The organism is Halomonas sp. DN3 (assembly GCF_024137905.1).
Classification (GTDB): Bacteria; Pseudomonadota; Gammaproteobacteria; order Pseudomonadales; family Halomonadaceae; genus Halomonas; species Halomonas litopenaei.
This window is the reverse complement of the sequence record NZ_CP099965.1, coordinates 953,694-969,384: the sequence shown is the minus strand read 5'-3', so window position 1 is coordinate 969,384 and position 15,691 is coordinate 953,694. Positions and strand designations below refer to the sequence as shown.

The 15,691-nt window shown below is 65.9% G+C and carries 13 protein-coding genes and 1 pseudogene; 7 read left to right on the top strand and 7 right to left on the bottom strand.

Annotation, left to right across the window (positions count from 1 at the left end; genetic code table 11):
* Positions 1 to 66 precede the first annotated feature (66 nt).
* The 3 genes from NKF27_RS04400 to NKF27_RS04390 all read right to left on the bottom strand — a co-directional run bounded on the left by NKF27_RS04400 (position 67) and on the right by NKF27_RS04390 (position 5,121).
* The gene (locus NKF27_RS04400) at positions 67 to 1,590 is read right to left on the bottom strand and encodes a polyphosphate kinase (protein WP_253555487.1); all 1,524 of its coding nucleotides are present in this window, start codon (positions 1,588 to 1,590) and stop codon (positions 67 to 69) included.
* A gap of 163 nt (positions 1,591 to 1,753) precedes the next feature.
* The gene (locus tag NKF27_RS04395) at positions 1,754 to 4,372 is read right to left on the bottom strand and encodes an ABC transporter permease (RefSeq protein ID WP_253555486.1); all 2,619 of its coding nucleotides are present in this window, start codon (positions 4,370 to 4,372) and stop codon (positions 1,754 to 1,756) included.
* Entirely contained in the window at positions 4,369 to 5,121 is a 753-nt protein-coding gene (locus tag NKF27_RS04390) for an ABC transporter ATP-binding protein (RefSeq protein ID WP_108448147.1), read from the bottom strand. Before NKF27_RS04390 ends, NKF27_RS04395 begins: the two co-directional genes overlap by 4 nt.
* 136 nt (positions 5,122 to 5,257) lie before the next feature.
* On the opposite strand from NKF27_RS04390, the gene NKF27_RS04385 reads away from it, so the two are divergent.
* Both NKF27_RS04385 and NKF27_RS04380 read left to right on the top strand, forming a co-directional pair.
* On the top strand, positions 5,258 to 5,938 hold the full coding sequence (locus tag NKF27_RS04385; protein ID WP_253555485.1) for an arylesterase: 681 nt from the start codon (positions 5,258 to 5,260) through the stop codon (positions 5,936 to 5,938).
* Positions 5,939 to 5,961: 23 nt separating this feature from the next.
* A pseudogene (locus NKF27_RS04380) lies at positions 5,962 to 6,225 on the top strand (hypothetical protein); the annotation flags it as partial.
* A 55-nt stretch (positions 6,226 to 6,280) separates the two neighbouring features.
* Here the strand turns inward: NKF27_RS04380 and NKF27_RS04375 are convergent.
* A complete protein-coding gene (locus tag NKF27_RS04375; protein WP_253555484.1) occupies positions 6,281 to 7,177 on the bottom strand; it encodes a DMT family transporter in 897 nt (298 codons plus the stop codon).
* A 132-nt stretch (positions 7,178 to 7,309) separates the two neighbouring features.
* A complete protein-coding gene (locus NKF27_RS04370; RefSeq protein WP_253555483.1) occupies positions 7,310 to 7,579 on the bottom strand; it encodes a SelT/SelW/SelH family protein in 270 nt (89 codons plus the stop codon).
* 110 nt (positions 7,580 to 7,689) lie between these two features.
* Here NKF27_RS04370 and NKF27_RS04365 point away from each other — a divergent pair, with 110 nt between their 5' ends.
* From NKF27_RS04365 to NKF27_RS04345, 5 genes are all read left to right on the top strand, one after another.
* A complete protein-coding gene (locus tag NKF27_RS04365; protein WP_108448146.1) occupies positions 7,690 to 9,000 on the top strand; it encodes an MFS transporter in 1,311 nt (436 codons plus the stop codon).
* A 222-nt stretch (positions 9,001 to 9,222) separates the two neighbouring features.
* Positions 9,223 to 9,657, top strand: a complete 435-nt coding sequence (locus NKF27_RS04360) for a PAS domain-containing protein (RefSeq protein ID WP_108131386.1) — start codon at positions 9,223 to 9,225, stop codon at positions 9,655 to 9,657.
* A 143-nt stretch (positions 9,658 to 9,800) separates the two neighbouring features.
* Positions 9,801 to 10,016: a PA3496 family putative envelope integrity protein gene (locus NKF27_RS04355; RefSeq protein WP_253555482.1), complete on the top strand. Its 216-nt coding sequence runs from the start codon at positions 9,801 to 9,803 to the stop codon at positions 10,014 to 10,016.
* Positions 10,017 to 10,287: 271 nt separating this feature from the next.
* Positions 10,288 to 11,949, top strand: coding sequence for an energy-dependent translational throttle protein EttA (gene ettA / locus NKF27_RS04350; RefSeq protein ID WP_045991039.1), 1,662 nt, complete (start codon positions 10,288 to 10,290; stop codon positions 11,947 to 11,949).
* A gap of 205 nt (positions 11,950 to 12,154) precedes the next feature.
* A complete protein-coding gene (locus NKF27_RS04345) occupies positions 12,155 to 13,507 on the top strand; it encodes a DUF2254 domain-containing protein (protein ID WP_253555481.1) in 1,353 nt (450 codons plus the stop codon).
* Positions 13,508 to 13,564: 57 nt separating this feature from the next.
* Here NKF27_RS04345 and lpxL read toward each other — a convergent pair whose 3' ends face one another.
* A complete protein-coding gene (gene lpxL / locus NKF27_RS04340) occupies positions 13,565 to 14,485 on the bottom strand; it encodes an LpxL/LpxP family Kdo(2)-lipid IV(A) lauroyl/palmitoleoyl acyltransferase (protein ID WP_253555480.1) in 921 nt (306 codons plus the stop codon).
* Positions 14,486 to 14,529: 44 nt separating this feature from the next.
* The gene (alr, locus tag NKF27_RS04335; protein ID WP_253555479.1) at positions 14,530 to 15,639 is read right to left on the bottom strand and encodes an alanine racemase; all 1,110 of its coding nucleotides are present in this window, start codon (positions 15,637 to 15,639) and stop codon (positions 14,530 to 14,532) included.
* Positions 15,640 to 15,691 lie beyond the last annotated feature (52 nt).

Sequence of the window (15,691 nt, the reverse complement as noted above, 5' to 3'; positions counted from 1 at the left end):
CTTCACTGTAGCGCCTGAGCGAATCCGTCGACAGGCCTTCAGCAGGTTTCACAGGACATCGGTCGCTCAGTCCAGCGGCAGCCGCGCCGCCAACCGCCGACTCACCTCCTCGATCACCGCCAGACGCGCCCGACGCTTGTCGTTGGCGTCGATCAGCACCCACTCGCCGCCAGGGGCATGAGTTTCCGCGAACATCTCGTCGATGGCCTGCTGGTAGTCGTCCCAGCGCTCGCGGTTGCGCCAATCCTCGTCGGTGAGCTTGTGCCGCTTGTGAGGAGTCTCGGCCCGGGCTTCGAAACGCTCGAGCTGCTCGTCCTTGTCGATGGCCAGGAACAGCTTGACCAGCACGGTGCCGTGCTCGAGCAGGCGCGCCTCGAACTGGCGAATCTCTTCAAAGCCGCGTCGCCAGTCCCGCTCATCGGCGAGGCCTTCGACCCGTTCCACCAGCACCCGGCCATACCAGGAGCGGTCGAAGATCGCCACCCGGCCATCGCGGGGCAGACGATGCCAGAAGCGCCACTGCCACGGGTGCAGGCGCTCCTCCTCGGTGGGCGCAGCGATCTGATGCACACGGTACTGACGTGCATCCATCGCCGAGGTCAGGCGATGGATGCCGCCGCCCTTGCCGGCAGCGTCATGGCCCTCGAACACCACCACCAGTGGCACTCCCTGGCGCGCGGCACTGCGCGCCAGCTGGGCCAGCCTGGCCTGGGCGTCGGCCAGGCGCTCGCTGTAGTCGCGCTTCTTGAGTCGGGGGGGCGGGTCGTCATGCTCGAGGGCGTCGAGCCGAGGGGGAGCGATGGCATTCAGTGGGGGAGTCTCGGGGCGCTCGAGGGCCGGGACAGGGCTTGCCATGACCTTCTCGAGGACTTCGGCCACCTGGGGCAGCAGGTCGTTGCCGGGGCTCGCGTCGAGCTCGATCCAGGGACTGTGGCGACAGTGGGTGCGCGCACGCAGGTCGCGGGCAAGCTCATCGAGCAGGCCATGCTGGGCGTGGCGGCGCCACTTTTCGTCGGTGACCTGCCAGCGACTGGCCGGGTCGGCGGCCCAGGCCTCGAGTCGTTGTCGCTGGGTGTCTGCATCGATCTGCAGCCACAGCTTGACCAGGCGAACCCCGTCGGCGGCAAGCTCCGCCTCGAACTGACGCATCTGTTCGATGCGGTCATTGTAGGCGCCCTCGCCCAAGGCGCGGGAGGCCCGCGCAAGCACCGCATCGCCGACCCAGCCATGGACGAACACCCCGAGCCGGCCACGCCCCGGAAGACGCCGCCAGAATCGCCACCAGTAAGGTCGTCGGCGCTCCTCGTCGCCGGGCACCAGGGCGTGCACCTCGGTCAACCGGTTCTCCAGCCAGTGGTTGAGCAGGTTGATCAGCTCGCCCTTGCCGGTGGCGGCGTGGCCGGCCACCAGCACTACCACTGCCCGATCCGCTCGCTGGGCCAATTCCAGCTGGGCCGACAGCAGGCGAAACCGCTGACACTCCTCGGCGGACATGGTCTTGCCGGAGGCGCTCTTGCCACAGGCGTTCTTGTCCGAGCTGTCGTTGGCCGAGGTCCGCTTCTTTCCCTTTGCCACCTTGCTGCTGGTCATCGTCGCTCCTTCATGACGCGCTTCGCTTTTCGTTAAGCGCTGCGCTTTGCATAAGGCGCTTCGCTTTGCATGAGGCGCTTCGCTTTGCATAAGGCGCTTCGCTTTGCATGAGGCGCTTCGCGTTGCGTGAGGCGCTTCGCCCTTTCATGACGTGATCCGCCTTTCAGGCCTCGCCCAGCAGTCCCAGGCTCGCCGCCGGCGCCTGGCGTCTGATGCCCCGGGACAACAGATGCCCCACCAGGCCCAGCACCACAGCGCCGAGCGTCGGTACCAGCAACCAGACCCAGGGATGCACCCGCGGCGGCAGATCCAGCCACAGCAGGTATAACGCGGCCGTGGCGACCTCCGCCAGCAGCGCCGCCATCAGGCCGCTGGCCAGTCCCAGAACAGCAAATTCAGCCCACTGCACCCGCGCGAGCAGACGCGAACCTGCGCCAAAGACGCGCAACAAGCCGCTTTCGTGGGCACGTACCGGCTGACTGGCGATCAACGCGGCGTAGAGCACACTGACCCCGGCCAGCAGCACGAAGGCCAGCACCACTTCCACCGCCCGGGTCACGTGCCCCAGCACCTCACGGACCTGCCCCAGCAGGGCATCCACGTCGAGCAGCGTCACCCCCGGGAAGGCCTGGACCAGGCTCCCCAGTTCGCGCTTCTGCTGCTGCTCCAGATAGAAGGCGGTGATGTAGCTATGGCCGTAGCGTTCCAGCACACCAGGTGGGAAGATCACGTAAAAGTTGGGCTTGAAGCTGTCCCAATCGAGGTCGCGGAGACTGGTGATCTCACCGACCAGGGTGTCGGCGCCGATGGTGAAACTTAAACGATCCCCCAGCGCCAGCCCCAGACGTTCTGCCAGTTCTCGTTCCATGGAGATCGGCGCCGTCTCGGCGACGTCATCGCCTGCGGGCGCCGAGGACGGCTGGGCATCCACCTCGTCGAGCCAGCCGCCGGCCTCGGCGCGCGAGGCAAACCATTCGCCGGCCACCAGACGATTACCGCTCGGCAGATCCTCCCGCCAGGTCAGGTTGAGCTCCCGGCGCAGGGCGTTTTCTCCTCTCGCCTCGGGGGGCACGGCCTGCCTCGGCGGCTGGCCGTTGATCGCGGTGATACGCCCGCGGACCATGGGGTAGAGATCACTGCTGGCCTCGGCGATGGCCTCGAGCCGCTGCTCGAAGTCGTCGCGCTCGCCGGGCTGGATATTGATCGCGAAGTGATTGGGTGTGTCCTCGGGTAACTGCGCCTGCCAGGTGGTCAACAGGTCACCCCGCACCAGCGCAATCATGGTCATGGCGAAGAAGGTCACCGCGAATGCCAGCATCTGCCCCAGGCTGGCGTTGCGACGGCGCGCCAGTTGCCGCGCTCCCAGACGCAGCGACCCGCGCAGGCCAGCGGGATCACCACCGTCGAGCCGCGCGGCCAGACGCAACAGCCCATCGAGGATCAAGCCCGCCAGGCCCCAAAGAACGCCCAGCGCCACCATGCCACCGGCCAAGAGCCCCGCCGCCAGCCCCAGGCTGCCGGAGTACAGCCAAAGCAGAGCACCGAAGGCCAGCGCCGCCGCCAGCAGCAGCGACCAGCCGGAGGCGGGCAAGGGGTCCAGCTCCCGGCGCAGTACCTTGAGTGCGCTAACCCGCTTCAAGCGCAGCAGGGTCGGCCCTGCAAAGCCGGCCAGCACGGCCAGTGCCGTCAGCACACCCAGCCACAACGGCAAGGCTCCGGGAGGCGGCAGCTCCAGCGGTAAAAAACGCTGCATCAAGCCCAGCAGCAACGCCTGTCCCGCCAGCCCCAGAAGCGCGCCGATCAGCGAGGCCACCAGCGCCAGACCGGCCAGCTGGAAGGTGAAGATACGCGCCAGGTCCCGCTGGGAAGCGCCGAAGCAGCGCAGTAGCGCGGCGGTATCCAGATGGCGATCGACGTAGCGCCGCGTCGCCATGGCCACCGCCACCCCGGCCAGCAGCACGGCGGCTAGACCGGCCAGGCTCAGGTAGGTCTCGGCTCGCTCCAGCGCCGAGCCCAGCCGCGGCCGGTCCTCGCGCACGTCACGTACCTCGACGCCGTCGGCGCGCAGGCGGGCGAGCCAGGGCGACAGCGTCTCCACCGCCTGGGGCGAGCCGGCGGCAAGGATCTCGAACTCGATGCGCGAACCGGGCTGGATCAGCCCGGTCGCCTCGACGTCGTCGACGTGCATCATCACCCGCGGGTTGAAGCTGCCGAAGCCGGCAGACTGGTCGGCCTCCCGCTCGATCCAGCCGGTCACCTGGAACTCGCCCCTGCCCAGCGTCAGACTGTCGCCGAGTTCGATGTCCAGCAGCGTCTCGAGCCTCGGCGCCAGCCACACCTCGCCTGGCGCAGGGCCACTGGCGAGCTCCTCGACACCGGCGCCCTGGTCGACCCGGGACACGCCGTAGAGTGGATAGTCGTCATCCACCGCCTTGATGCTGACCGGCTGAAAGGCGCCATCGCGACTGGCCATGGAGACCAGATCGACCTGGTCGCTCAGGCGCATGCCGGCGCCTTCCAGACGCTCCCGGATCTCCTGAGCGAAGGGATCGGACTGCTCCAGTACCACATCGCCGCCCATCATCTGACTGGCCTGACGGGTCAGGCCACGTTCCAGCCGGTCGAGAAAGAACCCCATCATGGTCGAGGCGGCCACCGCCAGGGTCAGCGCCACCAGCAAGGCGCGTACATCACCCGCACGAAGATCGCGCCGCAGAGAGCGCGCCGCCATCACCAGCTGACGTCCCAATTGGCCCTTCGCCGTGGAGCTTCGCTCACTCATGCCGAGGCCTCCCGCTGGGCGTCTGGCGCCTCGGCTGGAAGCTTGGATGTCACCTCGGTGAGCTGGCCGTCGGCCAGGCGCAGACAGCGATCACAGCGCCTCGCCAGAGCGTGGTCGTGGGTAACCAGCACCAAGGTGGTGCCCTCGGAACGGTTGAGCTCGAACAGGGTCTGAATGATGCGCTCCCCGGTGTCCGGGTCGAGATTGCCGGTCGGTTCATCGGCAAACACCAGCTCGGGGCCGGTGACAAAGGCCCGCGCCAGCGCCACCCGTTGCTGTTCGCCGCCGGACAGCTGCTTGGGCAGGTGATCCAGGCGCTCGCCCAACCCCACTCGACCGAGCCAGTCGGTGGCACGGGCCTCACGGTTGGCAAGGGTCGACAGCTCGGTCGGCAGCAGCACGTTTTCCAGCGCCGTCAGGGTCGGCAGCAACTGGAAGTTCTGAAACACGAAGCCCACTCGGGTGTTTCTCAGCGCCGCGCGACCGTCCTCGTCGAGCTCGGCAAGCGATGTACCGAACATCGCAAGCTCGCCGGCACTCGGCGTATCGAGACCGGCCAGCAGCGCCAGCAGGGTCGACTTGCCGGCACCGCTCTGGCCGAGGATGGCGACGCTCTCGCCGGACTGTACGTCGAGCTCAAGCTCGCGCAGGATGGTCAGTTCCCGCGTTCCGCTGGCGACCCGCTTGGACAGGCCTCGCGCGCGCAGCACGGTGGTCGGGACGGTATTCTCGGAAGGAGACAGCGACATGGTGATGGCATTCCCTGGGACTTGGACGTTTGGGGCGGCACGGCGGTTTTTTTCTGGAGCCTCGCGCTTCGGCGCTGCTGATGCCACGACGTCAGGAAGACGAGCGCAGGATCGCCGGGCAACGCCCGCCAAGCGGATGCTGAAGACGCTGATGATGGCCTGCGTCTTGACCGCCCTTGTGCCGGGGTCGGTCTGGGCCCAGTCTGACACAGCCCCGCCGACCTTGCTGGTGGTGGGCGACAGCTTGAGCGCCGCTTACGGCATCGAACGGGACGCCGGCTGGGTGGCGTTGCTGGCCGAGCGAGTGGCGCACCGCGCCGAGGTGGTCAATGCCAGCATCAGCGGCGAAACCACCGGCGGGGGCGCCACCCGTCTCCCTGAACTCCTCCGACAGCACGACCCGGACATCGTTCTGCTGGAGCTGGGCGGCAATGACGGACTCAGGGGCCTTCCGCCGAGCCAGATGTCGGCAAACCTCGAAGGCATGATCGAAAAGAGCCAGGCCGCCGGCGCCCAGGTGCTGCTGCTGGGTATCGACATCCCCCCGAATTACGGCGACGCCTACCGTCAGGCCTTCACCGGGGTCTTCCGCGAACTGGCCGACACCCATGAGGTGCCGCTGGTGCCCTTCCTGCTCGAAGGGGTCGCGCTTAAGCCCGAGTTGATGCAGGACGACGGTATCCATCCCACCGCCGAAGCCCAGCCGAGGCTGCTCGATAACGTCTGGCCGAGTCTTGTGCCCCTGCTGGAAGAAGCTGGGGCAGCCTCGACCAGCACCGCGAGCGAGGAAAGCACTAAGCAAGCGGGCGCCTCCTGATATCCCACCGCTCTCGACTTTGCGGCGACGCCTACCGTCAGGCCTTCACCGGGGTCTTCCGCGAACTGGCCGACACCCATGAGGTGCCGCTTGTGCCTTTCCTGCTCGAAGGGGTCGCGCTGAAGCCCGAGTTGATGCAGGACGATGGCATCCACCCCACCGCCGAAGCCCAGCCGAGGCTGCTCGACAACGTCTGGCCTAGCCTTGCGCCCCTGCTGGAAGAAGCTGGGGCAGCCTCGACCAGCACCGCGAGCGAGGAAAGCACTAAGCAAGCGGGCGCCTCCTGATATCCCCCCGCTCTCCCCCATGATCAACTTTGCAGAGACTCCGACCGTCAGGCTCCTATGACGACGAAGGCTCGATGGCCTCGGGCGCCTTCTGCCACTGCTGCAGCCCAAGCCCCAGCAGGATCAGCACCAGTCCGATCAGGGTCGAGGGGAGTATCGGCTCGCCGACCACCAGGTAGAGCAGCATCAGTGACACCGGTGGCGACAGAAAGATCAGGTTGGAGACCTTGGCGGTGCGCGAAACCCGCTGCATCGCCGCCTGCCACAGCACAAAAGCGACGCCCATCTCGAACAGTCCGACATAGATGCCCGCGCCCAGGGCGGCGCTGCCATGCCACTGAAAGCCTGGCCCCAGCACCATCAGCAGCGTCAGCACCGGCACCCCGACGCTGAAGTTCTGCCACTGGGCGACCAGCGGCGGACGCCGGTCGCGGGCATTGAACAGCCAGTACAGCGCCCAGATCAGCGTCGACACCAGCGCCAGTGCGACGCCCAGAGGATCGGCGAAGGCCACGTCAAAAACCTGGCCGCGGGTGGCGATGACCCAGACCCCGGCGTAGGCCACCAGGCCGGCCACCACGTCCATCGGCGTCAACCGCTGCTTGAGGATCGGCACCGCCAGCAGGGCCATGGCCAGCGCCCAGGTGTAGTTGAGCGCCATGGCCTCCTGTCCCGGTAGCCGGTCATAGGCCGCAAACAGCACAAGATAGTAGGCCACTGGGTTCATCAGCCCGGCCCACACAGCGGTGCGCCAGCCGCGACGAAGTGCCTGATGCAGCTGTCCGCGCCGCAGCATCAGCACGCTCATCAGCGCCCAGGACACCAGCGCCGCCAGCCACATCAGCTCCAGCGGGCTCATATGGGCAAGCGCCAGCTTGAAGGCGGTGGCCACCGTGGACCACAACGCCACGGCGCCAAGGCCGAAGGCCATGGCCTGTCGATCAGTTGTCATGACATTCCCTGGGGTAAAGATGAGGGTAAGGAGCAACGAGCCATGGCCAGGCGAAGGGGGAACGCGGTCGATCAGGATGACGCCATCGAGCCCGCGTTCAGACCGTCAACACAGGATGACCATCGGCAACGTTCAACGGTCCAGATGGCCCAGATCACGCTCGGGAGCGATGCCGTCGCGGACCCGTTGCTTGAGCGTCTTGATGTCGGGAAAGCCGCCATCTCGCTTGCGCTCCCACAGCGTCTCGTCATCCAGCTGGATCTCGAAATGGCCGCCGTGGGAAGGCACCAGCGTCACCTCCTCGAGATCCTCGCCGAAGGTCGAGAGCAGCTCCTGGGCATACCAGCCACTACGCAAGAGCCACTGACATTGCGTACAGTAGATAATCCGAATGCGTGCCACGTTCAGCCTCCCTGTTCCAGCACGTAGGTGGAAACACCGGCAACGCGCTGCAAGGCAGCGTGTACACCGTATTCCCTCAAACCACGATCATAACAGTCAGGACAGCCTCCATGGCCAGTGGCGAAACCCAGACGCGACTTTACGAGTGGCTCACCGGCGACGAGGACAGTCGCCTGTGCAAGGACATCCCGGACAGCGCCTGCGATGAGCAGCCGCGCAACTTCTTCCTGCATCTGCTGGCGTCGCTCGGCAACAAGCTCGCCGACGAACTCTCCAGCGCCCGTCTGGTCCTGCCCTGGCTACTGGGCGCCATCGGCGCGCCGACCTGGATGGTCGGCCTGCTGGTGCCGATTCGCGAGGCCGGCGCCCTGCTGCCCCAGCTGTTCGTGGCCGGTTTTATCCGCCTGAAACCCAGGCGCAAGGGCGTCTGGGTGGTCGGTGGATTGCTCCAGGCGCTGGCCGCCGCGGCGCTGTCGGTTCTTGCCCTGATCGGTTCAGGCGGTGTTGGCGGCGGCCTGGTACTGCTGGCCCTGGTCGCCCTGTCGCTGGCCCGGGGGCTGTCGTCCATCGCCACCAAGGACGTGCTCGGCAAGACCATCTCCAAGCAACGTCGCGGGACCCTGATGGGCTGGAGCGGCAGCGTGGCGGGCGCCGTGACCCTGGCCGCCGGTGCGGTGCTGGTGCTGTTCGACGACCGCCCCGGTGAGCTCGCCCTGGCGGTGCTGCTTGGCGTGGCGGCGCTGGGATGGACCCTCAATGCGCTTTGCGCCGCCGCCATCGAAGAAGCGGAAGGCGCCACCGACGGCGGCGCCAACGCCTGGGATTCGGTCAAGACCGGCCTCGCCCTGATGCGCGACGACGCCGCCTTTCGTAACTTCAATCTGACCCGCGCCCTGTTGCTGTCCAGCGCCCTGGCGTTGCCCTATGTAGCGCTGATGGCCCAGGACAACGGCGGTACTGAACTTGGCGGACTGGGACTTCTGATCGTGGTATCCGGGGTCGCCGGCATGGTCGCCAGCCCCATCTGGGGCAAGCGTTCGGATGCCTCCAGCAAAACGGTGATGCGCGACGGTGCCATCGGTACCACCCTGTGCTGCCTGCTGGGGGCATCGCTGGCCTGGTTGCCCGAGTCGATGAGCGCAAGTGTCTGGCCCTACGCCCTGGTCTACGCGCTGCTGGTCATCGTCCACTCGGGCATTCGCCTCGGTCGCAAGACCTACATCGTCGACATGGCCGGCGCCGACAATCGTGCCCTCTATGTGGCCCTGTCCAACACCATCACTGGCGTGCTGATGCTGATCGTCGGCGCCGTGATCGGTGCTCTGGCGCAATGGCTCGGCGCCGGCCCGCTGTTGCTGGTGCTGGCCGCCACCGCCGCCCTGGCCGCCCTCAGCGCGCTGCGCCTGCCGGAGGTAGAGTGACGCCAGGGCAGCAAAAGAGGTTAGCGGACCATTGATTTAATCTCGCCCTCTGGCCATGCTTAGCATCAAATTTTGCCGATTAGAGCCATCATTACATCCCGAGGTTGCGCACAAACCGTCTACGAGAGACTACCGGTTTGGTGCACATCCTGGCCCCTGAATCCCCGGCCCCTGATTACCAGGCAACAAGGGTGTAACGCCAAGCCCGCAACAGGACGTCCCATGACACGACCGAACATGATCGCCCCGGAACTGCTCGAACGCATCGTCAACGCCTCGGAAGACGGGATCGTGGTGGCCGAGAAGGAAGGCGACGAGCATATTCTGATCTACGTGAATCAGGGCTTCGAGCGCCTGACCGGCTACAGCGCGGACGAGATCCTCTACCGCGACTGCCGCTTCCTGCAAAACGACGATACCGACCAGCCGGCCCTCGACGTCGTGCGCAAGGCATTGAAGGAGTTGCGCCCCTGCCGCGAAGTTCTGCGCAACTACAAGAAGGACGGCACCCTGTTCTACAACGAGCTGTCACTGACCCCGGTGTTGGACGAAAGTGACGAGCTGGTCTACTTCATCGGCGTCCAGAAGGACGTCAGCGAACGTGTGGCCAACCTGGCCGAGATCGATCGCCTGCGTGACGGCGCCGACAGCGCCTGAGCCAGTCCACGCCTCCCTCTTGCACTTTTCTCGATTCCCGCTTATATAGCCAACAGAGTCCTCGGATTCTGTTGGCGCTTCCCGCCGTCGGAAGCATGGTGTGACAAGACGCGCTTCGGCGCTCTGGCCATGGGAGATTTCACATGAGCCGTGATTCCCTTCTCGATGATGCCTACCTCGACCTCTCTGATCAGGAGGCGGTCAACGACGAGGACTATTCCCGCAGTCGTCCTTCCAACCGTGCTGACACCCTGCGCGCCCGCCGACGAGTGGAAGCCCTGCTCGAGGAACGTCGCCTGCGCCAGGCCATCGATGACAACTGGGGCTATGACGAGGAAGAGGAAGAAGAAGAGGAATAGCATCCAGCGCCACCTGTCTTTCCCGGGGCGGTCGGTGCATCGCCCCCGCCATTCGCTCTCGCCTGGCGAATCCCCTCACCTTGTGTGGGGCGCCCCTCGATCTCGCCACACGGCTGGCGTTTGTGCGCCTCCGGCTCTATCATCTGTGACCAGCTTTTTTTCCGCGAACCCCAGTGGAAACGCGGCATCGTCCACGTCTGGCTATGCTGTCGACGCCCAGGGCGTCCGTCAGCGCCGGTGGTGATCGTTTCCCCAACACTAGCGAGTTCCCATGGCGCAATACGTCTACACCATGAACCGGGTGGGCAAGGTCGTGCCCCCCAAGAAGCAGATCCTCAAGGACATCTCCCTGTCCTTCTTCCCCGGGGCCAAGATCGGCGTGCTCGGTCTCAACGGCGCCGGCAAGTCCACCCTTCTGCGGATCATGGCCGGCGTGGACACCGAGATCGAAGGCGAGGCACGGCCGATGCCGGGCCTCAACGTGGGCTATCTGCCCCAGGAGCCCGAGCTCGACGACACCAAGAACGTGCGCGAGACCGTCGAGGAGGCACTGGGCGAGATCAAGGAAGCCCAGGCCAAGCTGGACGCCGTCTATGCGGCCTACGCCGAACCGGACGCCGACTTCGACGCGCTGGCCGCCGAACAGGCCAAGCTCGAGAACCTGATCGAGGCCGCCGACGCCCATAACCTGGAGCGCAAGCTGGAAGTCGCCGCCGAGGCACTGCGGCTGCCGCCCTGGGAGGCCAATGTCGGCCACCTGTCCGGTGGCGAACGTCGCCGCGTGGCGCTGTGCCGCCTGCTGCTGTCCAACCCGGACATGCTGCTGCTGGACGAGCCGACCAACCACCTGGACGCCGAGTCCGTGGCCTGGCTCGAGCGCTTCCTCCACGACTATTCCGGTACCGTGGTAGCCATCACCCACGACCGCTACTTCCTCGACAACGTGGCCGGCTGGATCCTCGAGCTCGACCGCGGCCAGGGCATCCCCTTCGAAGGCAACTACTCCCAGTGGCTGGAAGCCAAGGAGAAGCGCCTGGAGCAGGAAGCCAAGGCCGAGGCCTCGCGTCAGAAGGCGATCAAGCACGAGCTCGAGTGGGTTCGCTCCAACGCCAAGGGCCGTCAGGCCAAGAGCAAGGCACGCCTCAACCGCTTCGAGGAGATGCAGTCCGGCGACTTCCAGAAGCGCAACGAGACCAACGAGATCTACATTCCGCCGGGTCCGCGTCTGGGCGACAAGGTCATCGAATTCCACGGGGTGTCCAAGCGCTTCGACGACAAGCTGCTCTACGAGGACCTGAGCTTCACCATCCCCCAGGGTGCCATCGTCGGTATCGTCGGCGGCAACGGTGCCGGCAAGTCCACCCTGTTCAAGCTGATCCAGGGCAGCGAGAAGCCGGACGCCGGCGAAGTGGTGCTCGGCGAGACGGTGGACATCGCCTACGTCGAGCAGATGCGCGACGCCCTCGACGACAAGCAGACGGTGTGGGAAGCGGTGTCCGATGGACAGGATATCCTCAACATCAACGGCTACGAGGTCTCCTCACGGGCCTACGTCGGGCGTTTCAACTTCAAGGGCAATGACCAGCAGAAGTTCCTCAGGGACCTCTCCGGTGGTGAGCGCGGCCGCCTGCAGCTGGCCCAGACCCTGAAGCAGGGCGCCAACGTGCTGCTGCTCGACGAACCGTCCAACGACCTGGATATCGAGACCCTGCGTGCGCTGGAAGAGGCTCTGCTGGCCTTCCCCGGCTGCGCCATGGTGATCTCCCACGATCGCTGGTTCCTGGACCGCATCGCGACCCATATCCTGGCCTTCGAGGGCGAGTCCCACGTCGAGTTCTTCGCCGGCAACTACACCGAGTACGAAGCCGACCACAAGAAGCGCGTCGGTGACGACACGCCGCATCGGATGAAGTACAAGCGTATCGACGCCTGATACGACAAGCACTGCGCACTGCAACGACGCCACCGGCCCACGCCGGTGGCGTCGTCGTTTGTGCAGTTCCAGTCTTTCCGCTGCCGCCAGCGTTTACCGGCGTACTTGCATGACAGCACGCTTGAAGCGATAAGAGCCACATGCGACGCATCTTGTCGTCGACATCGACCTCTCCCATCCACCGCTACCTGACAGGGTCCCTGCCATGTCATCGCTGACCTTCCATCCGGTGCGGTTGATTCGCGCCTTTTATACCAGCATCGCCTACCTGCCGACCCTGGCAGCCCTGGTCTACGGTCTGCTCGGCCTGCTGGCGTTGGCCCCACCGATCAGCGACACCTCGCTGCCGGAGGTGATCCAGAAGCTCAGTCTCACCGCCCCGGGCAGCGCCCAGTCACTGCTGGCGGCGATGCTCGGCGGCATGATCTCGCTGATGGTGTTCAGCTTTTCCATGGTGATGTCGGTGCTGTCCCAGGCCGGCGGCAACTTTTCCCACAAGCTGGTATTCGGGCTGGTATCGGAGCGCGCCAATCAGTGGGTGCTCGGCCACTACCTGGGCACCATCCTGTTCATCCTGATTCTATTGATCGTGCCGGAGGTCGACGACGGCGAAGCCGCCTGGCGTTCGCTCGCCATCTATCTGGCCTGCGCCATGGTGCTGCACTGCCTGGCGCTGTTCGTCTATTTCATCCACAACGCTTCCCAGTCGATCCAGATCGACGCCGTGATCTCCGGGCTCCATGACACCACCCTGGCCAGCATGCAGCGTCTGCACGACAAGGAAACCGATGACCATTGGCGCTACCTGCCCTCGGCTGCACCGCCGAGCGCCCAGTGTCACGAGATCCATGCGCGCATGGCGGGCTATGTGCAGAACGCCAACCTCGAGCGACTGGCGGAGCTTGCCGAGCGCATCGGTGGCGTGCTGCATCTGCAGTTTCGTTTCGGCGACTACGTGGTGGAAGGTCTGCCCATCGCTATCCTGGAATGCGAGGACACGCCCAACGAGGAGTGGTGCGACGAGGTGCTCTCCACCCTCACCTATCTCGACGGTGAATCCATCGACGAGCACTTCGTCCACGGACTGACCCAGATGATGGAAGTGGCGATCAAGGCGCTGTCACCGGGGATCAACGACCCCGGCACCGCCAGGCTGTGCCTGCACCGGATGACCGATCTGCTGTGCCGCTACCTCAAATGGCAGCCGGCCAACACCATGGTCGACGGTGACGGCAAGCGCCGTGTGACCTGGCCGGTGGAACGCTACGACAGCCTGCTGCACCGCCTGTTCGTGCCGATCCTGTCCTACGGCGCCGAGGACCAGAGCACCCTGCTGGGTTTGCTCAAGTCGCTCAAGACCCAGTCACTGTTCGCCGGGGAACACCAGCTCCCCAGCATTCAGCGGATGGCTCAGCGGGTCGGCCAGGCGCTGGCGGACGGCGCCAGCGACCCGATGGATCAGGCCTTTATCGTGGAACGCTTGGAAAGAGGCGCACACCGCCTCGACCTGACCCCCATGCGAGAACGCCTGGCGGCGAGCCTCGAGCAGATCGGTTGACGCCTGGACCGACGGGGCGCCCGCGGCCAAGCCGGCAAGCCCCGCCAGGCGGGTCCATCAGTAGATCTTGGCCTCGCCCCTGGGGCGGGTCTTGAAGCGCCGGTGCATCCACAGATACTGCTCGGGATGGCGGCGAATCGCGGCCTCGATCACCGCGTTGATACGGGCAGCGTCGGCGACCTCGTCACCGCTGGGGAAGTTGTCCAGGGCGGGCAGGTATTCGAGGCTGTAGGTGCGATTGTCGGGATTGCGATGAAAGATCAGCGGCATCACCGGCGCGCCGGTCATCTTGGCGATCTTGGCCGTCAGCTTGATCGACGCCGCCTCGACCCCGAAGAAGGGCGCAAACACGCTGGCGTCACGGCCGAAGTCCTGGTCCGGACTGTACCAGACGTGGTGACCGGCCTTGATCCGTCGCACCACGCCACGCAGGTCATGACGATCGATGGCAGTACCGAAGATGCCGTTGCGGGCACGGGTCATGAAACGCTCGAACACCGGATTGTCGTGGGGGCGATAGACCACGTCGGCGGGAAAGAACAGCGAGTGAAGGGCTCCGCCGAGATCCAGGGTGGAGAAGTGGATGCCGATGATCAGCGCGCCCTTGCCTTCGGCCTGGACCCTCGCCATATGCTCCTGGCCCTTGAAGGTGACCCGGTGGCGCAGATGTTCGGGATCCCGGCACCAGCCGGTGGCGGTCTCGAAGATGCCGATGCCGTTGGCCAGAAAGCTCTGCTTGACCAGGCGGGCCTGGGCCGCCTGGTCGAGCTCGGGAAAGCAAAGGCGAATATTGGTCTCGGTGATATGACGGCGACGCCCGGCGAAACGCCAGGCGGCCAGTCCGATCAATCGGCCCAGCGCCAGCTTGCAGCGCCAAGGCAACCAGGCGCTGGCGCGCATGGCGGTGATGGCAAGGTAGGTCGGCCAGTAGCGTGGCTGGGTCCAGTAACGTGGCGCGGTCGTTGTGTCCTTGGACATGCGATCCCTCGTCGGTCGATCAGGACGACCGACGAGCCAGGCCGTCAGTCGCTAACGGCGCCATTGTACCGCCTGGGCACCCGTGGCAGCACCCCGGTCAACAGGGTATAGCTGATGGTGTCGCAGAATCGGGCCACTTCATCCACCGACAGTACGCCACCGTGACGGCTGCGGCCCCACAGCACCACCTCGCTGCCGATGCCTGCCTCGGGCAGTTCGCTCAGGTCCACCGTCATCATGTCCATCGACACCTTGCCGGCCACATGGGTGCGCTTGCCGCCGACCAGCACCGGGGTGCCGTCCACGGCGTGGCGGTCATAGCCGTCGCCGTAGCCACAGGCCACCACCCCGATACGCGAGGGCCGAGAGGTGACGAAGCGCCCCCCGTAGCCCACCGGCTCCCCCGCAGGAAGCTCGCGCAGGGCGATGATCTCGCTGCGCAGGCTCATCACCGGTGCAAGCTGCTGGCTTGCGCTGTTGGCGACCTCCAGTGGATCAGACCCGTAGAGCATCACTCCTGGGCGGTTGATGGCACCGTGGGCCGAGGACTGGGCAAGAATGCTTGGCGAATTGGCCAGGCAGGTGGGCGCGTCGAGGCGCTCGGCCAGCGCCACAATGCACTCGCGCTGACGTTGAAAGTAGCCAGCATCGGTACTGTCGGCGGTGGCGAAGTGGCTCATCAGGTGAAGATCACAGACACACTCAGGGGCCGCCTCGAGTGCCCGCCAGGCCGCTTCGGCCCGCTCGGGCGGGAAGCCCAGCCGATGCATGCCGGAGTCCACCTTCAGCCACACCGGGATGGGCCGGGCCGGGCGCCGGGCCAGGGCGGCCTCGAGCTGCCAGTCGCTGTGAATCGCCATGCCCAGGCCAAGCGCCTCCACCTGAGCCAGCTCATCGGCGCTGAAGATCCCCTCGAGCAGCACGATGGGCTCCTCGATGCCGGCCTCGCGCAGGGCGACCGCCTCCTCGATCGCTGCCACCGCAAACATCGGCGCCTCGCCGGACAAGGCCCTCGCGCAGGCGACGGCGCCATGGCCGTAGGCGTCCGCCTTGAGCACCGCGACGCTGAGGCTGCCAGGGGCCAGGCCCGCGGCAAGCCGGTAATTGTGGCGCAGGGCATCCAGGTCGATATCGGCGATCAGGGGGCGAGACATGGGGACTCCGAGGTCAGTGTGCAGAGGCTAGTGTTGTCACCATATTATGCTC

Bases quoted from the DNA above. Each gene is read 5' to 3' on its own strand.
- NKF27_RS04400 (WP_253555487.1), bottom strand. From the start codon at position 1,590: ATGACCAGCAGCAAGGTGGCAAAGGGAAAGAAGCGGACCTCGGCCAAC.
- NKF27_RS04395 (WP_253555486.1), bottom strand. From the start codon at position 4,372: ATGAGTGAGCGAAGCTCCACGGCGAAGGGCCAATTGGGACGTCAGCTG.
- NKF27_RS04390 (WP_108448147.1), bottom strand. From the start codon at position 5,121: ATGTCGCTGTCTCCTTCCGAGAATACCGTCCCGACCACCGTGCTGCGC.
- NKF27_RS04385 (WP_253555485.1), top strand. From the start codon at position 5,258: ATGCTGAAGACGCTGATGATGGCCTGCGTCTTGACCGCCCTTGTGCCG.
- NKF27_RS04375 (WP_253555484.1), bottom strand. From the start codon at position 7,177: ATGACAACTGATCGACAGGCCATGGCCTTCGGCCTTGGCGCCGTGGCG.
- NKF27_RS04365 (WP_108448146.1), top strand. From the start codon at position 7,690: ATGGCCAGTGGCGAAACCCAGACGCGACTTTACGAGTGGCTCACCGGC.
- NKF27_RS04360 (WP_108131386.1), top strand. From the start codon at position 9,223: ATGACACGACCGAACATGATCGCCCCGGAACTGCTCGAACGCATCGTC.
- NKF27_RS04355 (WP_253555482.1), top strand. From the start codon at position 9,801: ATGAGCCGTGATTCCCTTCTCGATGATGCCTACCTCGACCTCTCTGAT.
- ettA (WP_045991039.1), top strand. From the start codon at position 10,288: ATGGCGCAATACGTCTACACCATGAACCGGGTGGGCAAGGTCGTGCCC.
- NKF27_RS04345 (WP_253555481.1), top strand. From the start codon at position 12,155: ATGTCATCGCTGACCTTCCATCCGGTGCGGTTGATTCGCGCCTTTTAT.
- lpxL (WP_253555480.1), bottom strand. From the start codon at position 14,485: ATGTCCAAGGACACAACGACCGCGCCACGTTACTGGACCCAGCCACGC.
- alr (WP_253555479.1), bottom strand. From the start codon at position 15,639: ATGTCTCGCCCCCTGATCGCCGATATCGACCTGGATGCCCTGCGCCAC.